Below are 13,280 nucleotides of genomic sequence, written 5' to 3'. Positions count from 1 at the left end.
GGGCAGACTGAGCGGGTGATCATCGGGGTCGGGATCGACGTCGTGCCCGTGCAGCGGTTCGCCGAGTCGCTCACCCGCACTCCGGCGCTGCGCGACCGGCTGTTCACCGCGGCCGAGCAGCGGACGCCGTCCGGCGCCCCCCGCACGGGTGAGTCCCTGGCCGCCCGGTTCGCCGCCAAGGAGGCGCTGGTGAAGGCCCTCGGCGCTCCTGGCGACCTGCGCTGGCACGACGCCGAGGTGGTCACCAGCGAGAACGGCCGCCCGCACCTGCAGGTCCGCGGCACGGTCGCCGGGCGGGCGGCGCAGCTGGGGATCACGTCCTGGCACCTGTCGCTGAGCCACGACGGCGGCATCGCCTCGGCCGTGGTCATCGCCGAGGGGCTCGCCCGGCAGGACCCGACCGCATGATCGGCCTGTACACCGCCGCCGAGGTGCGGGCGGCGGAGGCGGTCCTGCTGACGCGGACCCGCGAGGGGGCCCTCATGCAGCGGGCCGCCACCGGGCTGGCGACGGTCTGCCTGCGGCTGCTCGGCCGCGCCGTCGGGGTGCGGGTCACCGTGCTGGTCGGTGCCGGCAACAACGGCGGCGACGCGCTCTTCGCCGGCGCCCACCTCGGCCGCCGCGGCGCACGGGTCACCGCGGTCCTGCTCGACCCCGACCGGGCGCACCCGGCCGGGCTGGCCGCCCTGCGCGCGGCGGGCGGCCGCATCGCGGGAACCGAGGGGCCGACCGGGCTGGACCGGGCCGACCTGGTGCTCGACGGCATCGTCGGCATCGGCGGCACCGGGGGGCTGCGCCCGCCGGCCGCCGCGCTCGTCGCGCAGGCCGTCGCCGGTCCGGGCCTGCGGGTCGCCGTCGACGTCCCCAGCGGTGTGGACGCGAGCACCGGGGCCGTGCCCGGCGCGGCCTTCCCGGCGCAGCACACGGTCACCTTCGGCGCGGTCAAGGTCGGCCTGGCGGTGGGGGAGGGCCGCCACCACGCCGGGGTGGTCCACCTCGTCGACATCGGCCTCGGCGAGCACCTGCCGCCGCCGCGCACGCGGCAGCTCACCGACGCCGACGCCGCCGCACGGATCCCGCCGCCGACGCCGGAGGACGACAAGTACTCCCGGGGCGTCACCGGCGTCGTCGCCGGCTCCTCGACGTACCCGGGGGCGGCCGTCCTGTGCACCGGGGCGGCGCTGCGGACCCGGCCGGGGCTGGTCCGCTACGCCGGGACGGCGGCCGACGGCGTGCGGGCGGCCTGGCCGGAGGCGATCGTCACCGCCGGCCGGCCCGGGGACGCCGGCCGGGTGCAGGCCTGGGTGGTCGGACCGGGCATGGGTACCGACGACGCCGCGGCGGGCGTGCTGGCCGAGGTGCTGGCCACCGACCTGCCGGTGCTGGTGGACGCCGACGCGCTGACGCTGGCCGCCCGCGAGCCGGCGCTGGTCCGCGACCGGCGGGCGCCGACCGTGCTCACCCCGCACGACCGCGAGTTCGCCCGCTTCGGGCAGGAGGTCGGGCCCGACCGGGTCGGGGCGGCCCGCCGGCTGGCCGCCGCACTCGGCGCCGTCGTCCTGCTCAAGGGCGACGCCACGGTGGTCGCCGACGCGGACGGGACCGCCTTCGTCAACGGCACGGGCACCCCGTGGCTGGCCACCGCGGGCACCGGCGACGTGCTCTCCGGCATCGGCGGCGCGTTGCTGGCCATGGGGCTGCCGGCGGTCGAGGCGGCCGCGGTGGCCGCGCACGTGCACGGGCGCACCGGGCAGCTGGCCGACGAGCGGGGCCCGTTGATCGCCGGCGACCTGGTCCGCTGGCTTCCCGGGACACTGGCCCGCCTGTACCGGGCGCCGACCGGCGGCCTGGGAGACTCGGGGGCGTGACGAACGGACATCGGGCGGAGGTGGTCGTCGACCTGGACGCCATCGCCGCCAACACGGCGGTGCTGCGCGGGCGGGTCGGGCGGCCGCTGATGGCGGTGGTCAAGGCCGACGGCTACGGCCACGGCATGGTCCCGGCGGCGCGGGCCGCGCTGGCCGGCGGCGCCGATGCGCTCGGCGTCGCCGTCATCGAGGAGGCCCTCGCGCTGCGCGCCGCCGGCGTCACCGCGCCCGTGCTGGCCTGGCTCAACGGGCCGGGGGAGGACTTCGCGGCCGCGCTGGCCGCCGACGTGGAGCTCTCGGTCAACGCCGTGTGGGGGCTGGCGGAGGTCGTCGCCGCCGCCCGGGCCACCGGCCGGACCGCCCGCCTGCACCTGAAGATCGACACCGGGCTCTCCCGGGGCGGGGCGACGCCGGAGGAGTGGCCCGCGCTGGTCGCCGCCGCGGCCCGCGCCCAGGCCGACGGCGCGGTGGAGGTGGTCGGCCTGTGGAGCCACCTGGCCTACGCCGACGCGCCCACCCACCCGACGATCGGCCTGCAGGTCGGCGTCTTCGAGCAGGCGGTGACCGTCGCCCGCGAGGCGGGCCTCACCGAGGCCCGCCGGCACCTGGCCAACTCCGCGGCCACCGTGGCCCTGCCGGACACCTGGTTCGACATGGTCCGCCCCGGCGTCGCCCTCTACGGGCTGGACCCCCTGGGCGGGGACCCCGCGGTCCACGGCCTCCGCCCGGCGATGACCGTGCAGGCGCGGGTGATGCACACCAAGCGGGTGCCCGCCGGCGTCGGCGTCTCCTACGGCCACACCTACGTCCCGCAGGCGGAGACGACCCTGGCCGTGGTGCCGGTCGGCTACGCCGACGGGGTGCCGCGCGCCGGCGGGAACCGGGCGCCGGTCCTGGCCGGCGGGCGGCAGCGGGTCATCGCCGGCCGGGTCTGCATGGACCAGTTCGTCCTCGACGTCGGCGACGCGCCCGTGGCGCCCGGTGACCCCGTGGTGCTGTGGGGTCCGGGCACCGACGGCGAGCCCACCGCACAGCAGTGGGCCGACGCGGTCGACACCATCCACTACGAGCTCGTGAGCCGGATCGGCGGGCGCTTCGTGCGCCGGCACGTGGGCTCGGCCGGGGCGGTCTGATGGCGGGGCGCACGCCCGGGGGCCGCGCCCGCCCTCGGGCCGGGATCGTGGGCGCCGTCGTCGGGCTGGCCGCCGCGGGCACGGCGGTCGGCGTCGCGGTCAGCCGGGCGGCGGCCCGCCGGGTCGGTGCCGAGCGGCTGGGCTCGGCCGCCGGACTCCCTCCGGGCCGGTCGGACGCCGAGCTCCGCGAGGAGGACCCGCTCGGCCACGCCTCCCGCCGCGCCGACCGGACGACGGTGGTGCACGCCGATGACGGCGTGCAGCTGGCCGTGGAGGAGATCGGCCCGCTCGACGCGCCGCTGACCGTCGTCTTCGTGCACGGCTACACGCTGTCGATGGCGTCGTGGACGTTCCAGCGGCGCGCGCTGGCCACCGCGCTCGCCACCGCCAACGGCTCCCGGCCCACGGCGCGGCTGGTCTTCTACGACCACCGCGGCCACGGCGCCTCCGGCCGCGGCAGCGCCGCGAACGCCACGATGGAGCAGCTGGCCCGCGACCTGGCGACGGTTCTCGAGACCCGGGTGCCCCGAGGCCCCATCGTGCTCGCCGGGCACTCGATGGGCGGGATGACGATCATGGCCCTGGCCGCCCTGCGGCCCGAGCTGTTCGGCTCCCGGGTGGTCGCCACCGCCCTGCTGTCCACCTCCAGCGGCAACCTCGCCGAGCTGGACTTCGGCATGCCGGAGCTGCTCACCCGGCTGCGGGCGGCGGTGCTGCCGATCGCGGCGTTCACCATGCGGCGCCGTCCGGGGCTGGCCGAGCGGACCCGCCGGCTGGCCGCCGAGCTGATCTCGTCAGTGACCTGGTCGCTGTCGTTCGCCTCCACCGACGTCGATCCGGCGCTCGGCCGCTACGTCGACTCGATGATCGCCGGCACGCCGGTGGACGTCATCGCCGAGTTCTACCCGGCGCTGGCCGGCCTGGACCACACCGGCGCGCTGGAGCCGCTGCGGCGGATCCCCACCCTGGTGCTCACCGGCGACGCGGACAGGCTCATCCCGCCCGCGCACAGCGAGCGCATCGCGGAGCGCCTGCCCGGCTGCGAGTACGTCGTCGTCCCCGACGCCGGCCACATGGTGCTGCTCGAGAAGCCCGAGGAGGTCACCGCGGCGCTGTCGGCCCTGCTCCGCGGGGTGGCTGCCCGGCTCCCGGCCCTGGTGGGCCGGTGACCCGTTCCCCCGGCGTCGGCGCCTCCGCCGAGGAAGTTGCCCGGATCGCCGCCGCGGCCCCGGACTGGCCGACGCTCGCTGCGGCCGCCCGGTCCTGCGTCGCCTGCCCGGAGCTGGCCGCCACCCGCCGGCACGTCGTCGTCGGTGACGTCCCGGCCGGCGGGCGGGCGCGGTTCGCGCTGGTCGGCGAGGCGCCGGGTGCGCAGGAGGACGCCACCGGCCGGCCGTTCGTGGGCCGGTCGGGGGCGCTGCTCGACGAGCTTCTGGCCGAGGCCGGGCTGGACCGCGGGCACGCCGCGGTGCTCAACGTGGTGAAGTGCCGGCCGCCGGGCAACCGGACGCCCAAGGCCTCCGAGGTCGCCCGCTGCAGCGGCTGGCTGCGCCGCCAGCTGGAGCTGCTCGACCCGCCGGTGGTGGTGGCGCTGGGCCTGTCGGCGGCCAAGTGGTTCCTCGGCCGCCGCATCACGCTCGCCGCGGTCCGCGGCCGGGCGCACGAGGTCGACGGCCGCGCCGTGTGGGCCACCTACCACCCGTCGGCGGCGCTCCGGTTCGGCCCGAACGGGGCACCGCGGGCCGGGCTGCTGGCCGACCTGAGGGCCGTGGCGGAGAGCCTGCCGTGAAGCGCGAGCACGTGCTGCCGACCCCGGAGGACACCCGCGCCCTCGGCGCCGCGCTGGCCGAGGTCGTCCGCGCCGGTGACCTCGTCGTCCTGGTGGGCCCGCTGGGCGCGGGCAAGACCGCCTTCACCCAGGGCCTCGGTGCCGGGTTGGGCGTGCGGGAGGCGGTGACCTCACCGACCTTCGTGATCGCCCGGGTGCACCGCGGCGGGCGGGTGCCGCTGGTGCACGTCGACGCCTACCGGCTGGGCGGCGTCGCCGATGTCGAGGACCTCGACCTGGACGCCTCCACCGAGGAGTCGGTCACCATCGTGGAGTGGGGGCAGGGCCTGGTCGAGCAGCTCGCCGACGAGCACCTCGAGGTGCGGCTGGAGCGGCGCGACGACGACGTCCGGACGGCGCTGCTCGTGCCGCACGGGCCCGGCTGGGAGCAGCGCCTGTCCGGCTGAACCGGGGTCAGCCGGCCCGGTCGAGGATCGGCCGCAGCAGCGCGGCGAGCTCCTTCGGCTGGGACAGGAACGGCGAGTGCCCGGCGTCCAGCCGCAGCACCTCCCCGGCGCGCTGCGCCATCGCCTCCTGGGCGACGACGGGGATCGCCTGGTCCTGCTCGCACACGATGTAGGTGCTGGGCAGTTCGGTCCAGGCGGCGCGGCTGAGCGGCTGGGTGAGCGCGCTGACCGAGTGCAGCCCGAGACGGCTCACCGCTCGCTCGGTCAGCTCGGGGTCCACCCCGTTGTAGAAGACCGGCTCGGGGGTGGTGACCCGGACGTGGGTCTCCTGCACGTCCTGCCACGGCGGCACCTCCCCGCCGAGGCTGCCCACCAGCGAGTCGCCGACGTCGAGCTGGAAGGCGCACAGGTACACCAGGTGCGCGACACCGGCCTCGGCCGTGGCTGCCTCGGTGATCGGGATGCCCCCGTAGGAGTGCCCCAGGACGACCACCGGCCCCTCGATGTCGGCCAGGGCGCCGCGGACCGTCTGCGCGTCGTCGTCCAGGGAACCCAGTGCGCCGGGGTCGCTGCCCACGCTGGGGAGGTCCACCGTCCGGACCGGCACACCGTCGAGGGCGTCGATCAGCGGCTCCCAGCACCAGGAGCCGTGCCAGGCGCCGTGGACGAGCAGCAGGGTGGCGGTCATGGAGTGATCCTCTCCGTCGGGGCGGGTGCGCCAGGGGATCATGCCCGACGCGGGCGCCGTCCCGTGGACGCAACTACGCTGGGCGGTCGTGCTCGTCCTCGCTCTCGACACCGCCACGTCGACGCTCGTCGCCGGTCTGGCGCGCTGGTCGCCCGATGGCGCCGCGGAGGTGCTGGCCGAGCGCGCCGTCCCCTCGGGGAACCGGCACGCCGAGCTGCTCACCGTCGCCGTCACCGAGGTGCTCGCGGACGCGGGGCTGTCGATGGCCGACCTCGACGCCGTCGTGACCGGCCTCGGGCCCGGGCCGTTCACCGGCCTGCGGGTCGGCGTCGTCACCGCGGCCGCGCTGGCCGATGCCCGGGACCGGCCGGTGGTCGGCGTCTGCTCGCTCGACGCGATCGGGTCCGGCGCCCGCACGGTGGTGACCGACGCGCGACGCAAGGAGGTCTACTGGGCCACCTACGCCGCCGACGGCACGCGCGCCGACGGCCCGGGGGTGAGCCTCCCGGAGGAGCTCGCCCCGGCCGGCCCGGTGGTGGGCGACGCCCGGTTCGCCGACCGGCTCGGGGTGCCGGTGACGCCGGCCGAGGTGACGACGGCGGGGCTGCTCCGGGCGGCCGCGGCGCAGCTGGCCGACCCGGCTGGGCTGTCGGCCAGCACCCGCCCGACGCCGGTGCCGCTGTACCTCCGCCGTCCCGACGCCGTCCCGCCGACGTCGTACAAGCCGGTGACCACCGCGTGAGCGCCCGGCTGCGGCCGATGCGGCCGGGCGACCTCGAGGCCGTGCTGGTGCTGGAGGAGGAGCTCTTCGCGCCGGACACCTGGACGGCGGCGATGTACCGCGACGAGCTCGCCCGCACCGACACCCGGTACTACCTGGTCGCCGAGGACGAGGACGAGGACCGGGTCGTGGGCTACGCGGGCCTGATCGCCTACGACGACGAGGCGCACGTGGCCACGATCGGGGTGTCCGCCGCCCGGCAGCGGGAGGGCATCGGCGCCCTGCTGCTCGATGCCCTGCTGGCCGAGGCCGACCGGCGCAGCCCGGTGGTGCTGCTGGAGGTCCGCGCCGACAACGAGGTCGCCCAGGGCCTCTACCGGCGGCGCGGATTCACCGAGGTCGGCCGCCGGCCGCGCTACTACCAGCCCAGCGGCACCGATGCCGTCGTGATGAAACGGGAGAAGTCGTGAGCGAGCCACTCGTGCTCGGGTTCGAGACCTCGTGCGACGAGACCGGCGTCGGCCTCGTGCGCGGGCAGACGCTGCTGTCCGACGCGCTGGCCACGTCGATGGCCGAGCACGAGCGCTTCGGCGGGGTGGTCCCGGAGATCGCCTCCCGGGCGCACCTGGAGGCGATGGTGCCCACGGTGCACCGGGCACTGGCCGAGGCCGGGGTGGAGGCCTCCGACGTGGACGCGATCGCGGTGACCGCCGGCCCGGGGCTGACCGGGGCGCTGCTGGTCGGGCTGGCCGCGGCCAAGGCCTACGCGCTGGCGCTGGGCAAGCCGCTGTACGGGGTGAATCACCTGGCGGCGCACGTCGCCGTCGACGAGCTGCAGCACGGCCGGCTGGCCGAGCCGTCCATGGCGCTGCTGGTCTCCGGCGGGCACAGCTCGCTGCTGCTGGTGCCCGACCTGGCCCAGGAGGTGCAGTCGCTGGGCCGGACCATCGACGACGCGGCGGGGGAGGCCTTCGACAAGGTGGCCCGTGTGCTCGGCCTGCCCTTCCCGGGCGGCCCGCCGATCGACAAGGCGGCCCGCGCGGGGAACCCGCACGCGATCGACTTCCCGCGCGGGCTGACCGGCCCGCGCGACGCCCCCTACGACTTCTCCTTCTCCGGGCTGAAGACCGCCGTCGCCCGCTGGGTGGAGGCCCGGCAGCGGGCGGGCGAGCCGGTGCCGGTGGCCGACGTGGCGGCCTCGTTCCAGGAGGCGGTCGCCGACGTGCTGACCGCCAAGGCGGTGCGGGCCTGCAAGGACGCCGGGGTGGACCACCTGGTGCTGGGCGGGGGCGTGGCGGCCAACTCGCGACTGCGGGCCCTGGCCGAGGAGCGCTGCGCCGCCGCCGGCATCGTGCTGCGCGTGCCGAGCCCGCGGCTGTGCACCGACAACGGTGCGATGGTGGCCGCGCTGGGCTCGCGGCTGGTCGAGGCCGGCGTCGCGCCGTCCGCCCCGGACATCGGCGCCGACAGCTCGCTGCCGATCGAGGTCGTCACCCGCTGAGCGGAGTGGATTCGTCCGCGTCACGCGGACGAATCCACTCCGCAGACCAGGGCGGTGGGGGCGCCGGCGACGCGGGTGACGACGACGGTCGCCGTCCCGCCGCCCGGGCCGCGCAGCTGCCGGGCGAGGGTTTCGGGCTCGATCGCCGAGCCGCGCTTCTTCACGGTGACCCGCCCGACGCCGCGGACCCGCAGCAGCGCCTTCAGCTTCTTGAGGTTGAAGGGCAGCACCTCGTCGACCCGGTAGGAGCTCACCCACGGACTGTCCGACGCCGAGTCGGAGGTGAGGTAGGCGATCGTCGGGTCGACCAGCGTCGCGCCCAGGTCGGCGGCGACCAGGGAGACCAGGCCGGAACGGATCGCGGCCGGGTCGGGTTCGTGCAGCCAGGCGCGGACCGGCCCCACCGGCGCCGGCCCCGGGTCGGCGCCCGCGGTCAGCTCCCGCACCTCGCCGTCCCGCACCAGGGTGGCCCGGCGCCAGGTCTCCGCGCGGCCGCGGCCCCACAGCAGCGCCTCGACGATCGATCCGCCGACCGACACCCACTCGGCTTCGATCCCGGCCGGCACCCGGTCGTGGTCGAGCCCGGGGGCCACCTTGACCACCGTCGTCGGGACCCGCTCCAGCAGCGTCGCGACCGTCGACCAGGGCGGGGACCAGCGGTCCGGGTCGAGCTGCCGCCGCCCGCCCGCCCGGCGGGCGGGGTCCAGGGTCGCGGCGGCGCAGCCGGCCACCGTGCCGCCCGCGGCCGCGGCGACCAGCTCGACGGCGTCGCCGTCGACCACCCGGACCCGGTCGGCCAGCCCGAGCGCCGCGACGTTGGCCGCGGTGAGCTCCCGGGCGACCGGGTCCCGGTCCACCGCCGTCACGTGCGCCCCGCCCCGGGCCAGCGCGATCGTGTCGGTGCCCGCCGCGCAGCCGAGGTCGGCCACCGAGCCGGTGCTGCCGGCCAGCAACCGGGCCGCCCGCCGCGCGGCCAGCGCGGGCCGGCCGGCCTGCTCGAGGGAGTCGGCGGTGAGGAACAGGCGGTCGGCGTCGGCGCCGAAGACCGGCCGGGCCCGGGCCCGCAGCCGGGCCAGCTCCCAGGCCGGCCCGGCGTGCCCCGGCCCCACCTCGGCGCGCAGCCGCGCCAGGCCGGGGAGCAGGTCGGCGCCCTCGGCGAGCAGGGCCCCGGCCCGGGCCGCGGCGGCCGTCCCTTCCGCCGTCCGCAGCCATCGGAGCTGGGCGAGAGCATCGGAGAAGGGCTCGGGCGGCACCGCCCCAGCCTGGCGCACGGTGTGAGGAGCTGTGCTGTCACCCGGTCGGGGACCGCTATTGAGTGGCTGGCACTCTCGTGGGTAGAGTGCCAAATCGACACGGGCAGGTGCCTGACCCCCGCGACGGCAGGCCCGTACTCGTGCCACTACGTCAGTACTCACCAGCCGTCCGACACCGAAGGGGGCGTCGCCGACGTGACGACCGCTACCAAGGTCAACATCAAGCCGCTGGAGGACCGGGTGGTGGTCCAGGCCAACGAGGCCGAGACCACGACCGCTTCCGGCCTGGTCATCCCCGACACCGCCAAGGAGAAGCCGACGGAGGGCACGGTCGTCGCCGTGGGCCCCGGCCGCATCGACGACAAGGGCAGCCGCATCCCGCTCGACGTCAAGGTCGGCGACGTGGTCATCTACTCCAAGTACGGCGGCACCGAGATCATCTACGGCGGCGAGGACTACCTCGTGCTCGCCGCGCGCGACCTGCTCGCCGTCGTGGAGAAGTGACCTCTCCTCGATCCTGAGCTCGCGAGCTCGCACGCAACCGCCCCGGCGACCCGATCAAGACCGGGTCCCGGGGCGGTCGGCGTCTCCCTCCAGTTCCCCCTGAGCGGAAGGGCCCCATGGCCAAGATCATCAAGTTCAACGAGGACGCCCGCCGTGCGCTCGAGCGCGGTGTGGACAAGCTCGCCGACGCGGTCAAGGTGACCCTCGGCCCGCGCGGGCGCAACGTCGTCCTCGACAAGAAGTTCGGCGCGCCCACCATCACCAACGACGGCGTCACCATCGCCCGCGAGGTGGACCTCGAGGACCCGTACGAGAACCTCGGCGCCCAGCTGGCCAAGAGCGTTGCCACCAAGACCAACGACGTCGCCGGTGACGGCACCACCACCGCCACCGTGCTGGCCCAGGCCCTGGTGCACGAGGGCATGCGCAATGTCGCCGCCGGCGCCAACCCGATGGCCCTCGGCGCGGGCATGCGCGCGGCTGCCGGCGCCGTCTCGACGGCCCTGGACAAGGTCGCGATCCCCGTCTTCGAGCAGGACGCCATCGCCGGCGTCGCGACGATCTCCGCGCAGGACGCCGAGGTCGGCCGGCTGATCGGCGAGGCCATGGAGCGGGTCGGCAAGGACGGCGTCATCACCGTCGAGGAGAGCAACACCCTCTCCACCGAGCTCGACGTCACCGAGGGCGTGCAGTTCGACAAGGGCTACCTCTCGCCCTACTTCGTCACCGACCAGGAGGCGATGGAGACCGTCTTCGAGGACGCGCTCGTGCTGCTGGTCAGCGGCAAGATCAGCGCCCTCGCCGACCTGCTCCCGCTGCTGGAGAAGGTGATGTCCACCGGCGGCCGGCCGCTGGTGATCGTCGCCGAGGACGTCGAGGGCGAGGCGCTGTCCACCCTCGTGGTCAACTCCATCCGCAAGACGATCAAGGTCGTCGCGGTCAAGTCGCCCTACTTCGGCGACCGGCGCAAGGCGTTCATGACCGACCTCGCCGTCGTCACCGGCGGCCAGGTGGTCAGCGAGGACGTCGGCCTCAAGCTCGACTCGGTCGGCCTGGAGGTGCTCGGCACCGCCCGGCGGGTCACCGTCACCAAGGACGACACCACGATCGTCGACGGCGGCGGCACCGGCGAGGCCATCGGCGACCGCGTGGCGCAGCTCCGCCGCGAGATCGAGGCCACCGACTCCGACTGGGACCGCGAGAAGCTGCAGGAGCGGCTGGCCAAGCTGGCCGGCGGCATCGGTGTCATCCGCGTCGGTGCGGCGACCGAGGTCGAGATGAAGGAGAAGAAGCACCGCATCGAGGACGCGATCGCCGCCACCCGCGCCGCGGTGGAGGAGGGTGTCGTCCCCGGCGGCGGCTCGGCGCTGGTGCACGCCGCCGCGGCCGTCGACTCCCTCGACCTGACCGGCGACGAGCTGACCGGTGCCCGGGCGGTCCAGCGGGCGCTGGACGCCCCGCTGTCCCGGATCGCGGCCAACGCCGGCTTCGAGGGCCCGGTCGTGGTCGCCAAGGTGCGCGAGGCCGGCGTCGGCCAGGGCTTCAACGCTGCCTCCGGGGAGTTCGGTGACCTGGCCGCCCAGGGCGTCATCGACCCGGTCAAGGTGACCAAGGCCGCGCTGAACAACGCCGTCTCGATCGCCGCGATGGTGCTCACCACCGACTCGGCGGTCGTCGAGGCGCCGGAGGTGGAGCACGAGCACGCCGGCGGCGGGCACCACACCCACGGCCACTCGCACGGCCACGGGCACAGCCACTGACGAAGGACCTCCCTCAGGGCCCCACCACTCGCAGGCTCGCGGCGGGGCCCTGAAGGAGGCCGCTCCAGCACCGAACGACGAGGGCCCGGTCCAGATCGTCTGGACCGGGCCCTCTCGTACGTGTGTGGGGAGGCTCAGACCCCCGCGGCGACCGCTGCGGGCTCCGCGGCGATCAGCCGGGCCCGCTCCTCCTCGCTCATCCCGCCCCACACCCCGTAGGGCTCGCGGACGGCCAGCGCGTGCTGGAGGCAGGCGTCGACGACGGGGCAGCGGGCGCAGACGGCCTTGGCCGCCGCCTGGCGCCGGGCCCGGGCGGGGCCGCGCTCTCCGTCGGGGTGGAAGAACAGGGTCGTGCTCTCGCCACGGCAGGCTCCGTGCAGCTGCCAATCCCAGACCTCCGCAACGGGGGTGGGGAGTCGGCGAATGTCGGCCATGTCGGTCCTCCTCGGCTCGGTGCGAGCCGGAGGGGGCGGTCCGGCTGCAAGGGGGCCGGTGCCCGAGGGATCCCTGGATCAAACACACAGCGACCCCGCATTTTCCCGGCTCCCTCCTCCCCCTGCTGGGTGAGAGCCGCTGTCGCCACCCGCCGCAGTCGATCAAGGTGGCCTCAGGTCGTGCCGAACACCGGCGTGGGACACCCCGTCACCCGTCGGGTGCGCGGTGTGACCACGGTGACGGCGACGGGGGCCCCTTACGGGGCCCGCCCGCCCGAGCGACACCCGACCGGGGGAATCCCCGGGCGGTGGGGACCCGGCAGGCGCGGTGCGGCCGGGAGAGCGAGGAGCAGGCGTGATCGACGACAGGATGCGCGTTCCCGGCCACGGTGCCACCACCGTGTGGGTCTACGACGAGCGTCGCCGGGTCCGGGACGACATCGCGGGCCGCCTCGTGGCGCTGCCCTTCGTCGGCCGGGTGGAGGTCATCGGCGAGGCCGCGGCGCTCATGGCCCGGCTGGCCACCCGGATGCCCGACGTCCTCCTGATCGGCACCCAGCGGGCCACCGACTCCGGGCTCACCGTCGCCACCCAGGCGCTGCGGGCCCATCCGCGGCTGCCCGTTCTCGTCCTCGGCGCGCCCGACGACGCCGAGACCGTGCGCGCGGCGGTCGCCGTCGGTGCCCGCGGCTACCTGCGCTGGGACGCCACCGCCCTCGAGATGGGCCTGGGGCTCTCCCGGGTGGGCCTGCGCGTGGACGGGCGGGGTCCGGCGCCGGCGATCCCGCACCAGCCGGTCCCGCTGGCCTCGGTCGGCGCGTCATCCGGCGGTCCGGGCTCCTTCTCGTCCTGGAACGGCGCCTCCCCGCTGGCGGGGAGTACGCCCACGACGGTGCGCTCCACCGTGCGCGAGGTCGCGCCGGTCAGCCTGTCGATGCGGGAGATGCAGGTGCTCACCGGCATGAGCCAGGGCAAGAGCAACGCCCAGATCGGCCGGGAGCTCTACCTCTCCGAGGACACCATCAAGACCCACGCCCGCCGGCTGTTCCGCAAGCTGGGCGCCAAGGACCGCGCCGAGGCGGTGGCCACCGGCTTCCGTCGCGGCATGATGCAGTGACGCGGTTGAGATTCCCACCTTCAGTTGGCACTTCCCAGCTCTAGTCAGCACCAACGTCCTCGGTGG

15 protein-coding genes are annotated in these 13,280 nt (G+C 76.0%); 12 read left to right on the top strand and 3 right to left on the bottom strand.

Annotated features, from left to right (window positions below; genetic code table 11):
- Nucleotides 1–15: 15 nt before the first annotated feature.
- The 6 genes from BMZ50_RS00205 to tsaE are packed head-to-tail and all read left to right on the top strand — an operon-like array spanning nucleotide 16 to nucleotide 5,236.
- Nucleotides 16–408, top strand: a complete 393-nt coding sequence (locus BMZ50_RS00205; RefSeq protein ID WP_091319539.1) for a holo-ACP synthase — start codon at nucleotides 16–18, stop codon at nucleotides 406–408.
- Nucleotides 405–1,868 carry an NAD(P)H-hydrate dehydratase gene (locus BMZ50_RS00200; RefSeq protein ID WP_091319535.1) on the top strand — a complete coding sequence of 488 codons (1,464 nt, stop codon included), beginning with the start codon at nucleotides 405–407 and terminating at the stop codon, nucleotides 1,866–1,868. Before BMZ50_RS00205 ends, BMZ50_RS00200 begins: the two co-directional genes overlap by 4 nt.
- Complete coding sequence (alr, locus tag BMZ50_RS00195; RefSeq protein WP_091319532.1) at nucleotides 1,865–3,001, top strand: alanine racemase; 1,137 nt, start codon at nucleotides 1,865–1,867, stop codon at nucleotides 2,999–3,001. Before BMZ50_RS00200 ends, alr begins: the two co-directional genes overlap by 4 nt.
- Before the next feature lie 47 nt (nucleotides 3,002–3,048).
- The gene (locus BMZ50_RS00190; protein ID WP_245753197.1) at nucleotides 3,049–4,170 is read left to right on the top strand and encodes an alpha/beta fold hydrolase; all 1,122 of its coding nucleotides are present in this window, start codon (nucleotides 3,049–3,051) and stop codon (nucleotides 4,168–4,170) included.
- Complete coding sequence (locus tag BMZ50_RS00185; protein WP_091319523.1) at nucleotides 4,167–4,790, top strand: uracil-DNA glycosylase; 624 nt, start codon at nucleotides 4,167–4,169, stop codon at nucleotides 4,788–4,790. The genes BMZ50_RS00190 and BMZ50_RS00185 overlap by 4 nt, the downstream gene beginning before the upstream one ends.
- Nucleotides 4,787–5,236, top strand: a complete 450-nt coding sequence (tsaE, locus tag BMZ50_RS00180; protein WP_091319520.1) for a tRNA (adenosine(37)-N6)-threonylcarbamoyltransferase complex ATPase subunit type 1 TsaE — start codon at nucleotides 4,787–4,789, stop codon at nucleotides 5,234–5,236. Before BMZ50_RS00185 ends, tsaE begins: the two co-directional genes overlap by 4 nt.
- 7 nt (nucleotides 5,237–5,243) lie before the next feature.
- Here tsaE and BMZ50_RS00175 read toward each other — a convergent pair whose 3' ends face one another.
- The gene (locus tag BMZ50_RS00175) at nucleotides 5,244–5,924 is read right to left on the bottom strand and encodes an alpha/beta fold hydrolase (protein ID WP_091319516.1); all 681 of its coding nucleotides are present in this window, start codon (nucleotides 5,922–5,924) and stop codon (nucleotides 5,244–5,246) included.
- An 88-nt stretch (nucleotides 5,925–6,012) separates the two neighbouring features.
- On the opposite strand from BMZ50_RS00175, the gene tsaB reads away from it, so the two are divergent.
- Genes tsaB through tsaD form a run of 3 tightly spaced genes read left to right on the top strand, consistent with a single transcriptional unit; the run spans nucleotide 6,013 to nucleotide 8,146 of the window.
- Entirely contained in the window at nucleotides 6,013–6,666 is a 654-nt protein-coding gene (gene tsaB / locus BMZ50_RS00170; protein WP_091320940.1) for a tRNA (adenosine(37)-N6)-threonylcarbamoyltransferase complex dimerization subunit type 1 TsaB, read from the top strand.
- A complete protein-coding gene (rimI, locus tag BMZ50_RS00165) occupies nucleotides 6,663–7,115 on the top strand; it encodes a ribosomal protein S18-alanine N-acetyltransferase (RefSeq protein ID WP_218146030.1) in 453 nt (150 codons plus the stop codon). The genes tsaB and rimI overlap by 4 nt, the downstream gene beginning before the upstream one ends.
- Entirely contained in the window at nucleotides 7,112–8,146 is a 1,035-nt protein-coding gene (tsaD, locus tag BMZ50_RS00160) for a tRNA (adenosine(37)-N6)-threonylcarbamoyltransferase complex transferase subunit TsaD (RefSeq protein ID WP_091319511.1), read from the top strand. The genes rimI and tsaD overlap by 4 nt, the downstream gene beginning before the upstream one ends.
- Before the next feature lie 20 nt (nucleotides 8,147–8,166).
- On the opposite strand, the gene BMZ50_RS00155 is transcribed toward tsaD, so the two are convergent.
- Entirely contained in the window at nucleotides 8,167–9,399 is a 1,233-nt protein-coding gene (locus BMZ50_RS00155; RefSeq protein WP_091319508.1) for a class I SAM-dependent methyltransferase, read from the bottom strand.
- Between the two features lie 195 nt (nucleotides 9,400–9,594).
- Between BMZ50_RS00155 and groES the strand changes: the two genes are divergently transcribed.
- Nucleotides 9,595–9,903: a co-chaperone GroES gene (gene groES, locus BMZ50_RS00150; RefSeq protein WP_091319505.1), complete on the top strand. Its 309-nt coding sequence runs from the start codon at nucleotides 9,595–9,597 to the stop codon at nucleotides 9,901–9,903.
- Nucleotides 9,904–10,019: 116 nt separating this feature from the next.
- Nucleotides 10,020–11,663 carry a chaperonin GroEL gene (gene groL, locus BMZ50_RS00145; protein WP_091319501.1) on the top strand — a complete coding sequence of 548 codons (1,644 nt, stop codon included), beginning with the start codon at nucleotides 10,020–10,022 and terminating at the stop codon, nucleotides 11,661–11,663.
- Between the two features lie 134 nt (nucleotides 11,664–11,797).
- Here the strand turns inward: groL and BMZ50_RS00140 are convergent, their stop codons facing one another.
- The gene (locus tag BMZ50_RS00140) at nucleotides 11,798–12,097 is read right to left on the bottom strand and encodes a WhiB family transcriptional regulator (RefSeq protein WP_091319496.1); all 300 of its coding nucleotides are present in this window, start codon (nucleotides 12,095–12,097) and stop codon (nucleotides 11,798–11,800) included.
- A gap of 355 nt (nucleotides 12,098–12,452) precedes the next feature.
- On the opposite strand from BMZ50_RS00140, the gene BMZ50_RS25135 reads away from it, so the two are divergent.
- Entirely contained in the window at nucleotides 12,453–13,214 is a 762-nt protein-coding gene (locus BMZ50_RS25135; RefSeq protein WP_143087038.1) for a response regulator transcription factor, read from the top strand.
- Nucleotides 13,215–13,280: the final 66 nt, after the last annotated feature.

Origin of the sequence: Geodermatophilus ruber (assembly GCF_900114385.1) — a bacterium.
In the GTDB taxonomy this organism is placed as follows: Bacteria; Actinomycetota; Actinomycetes; order Mycobacteriales; family Geodermatophilaceae; genus Geodermatophilus; species Geodermatophilus ruber.
This window is presented reverse-complemented; position numbering and strand designations above follow the sequence as displayed.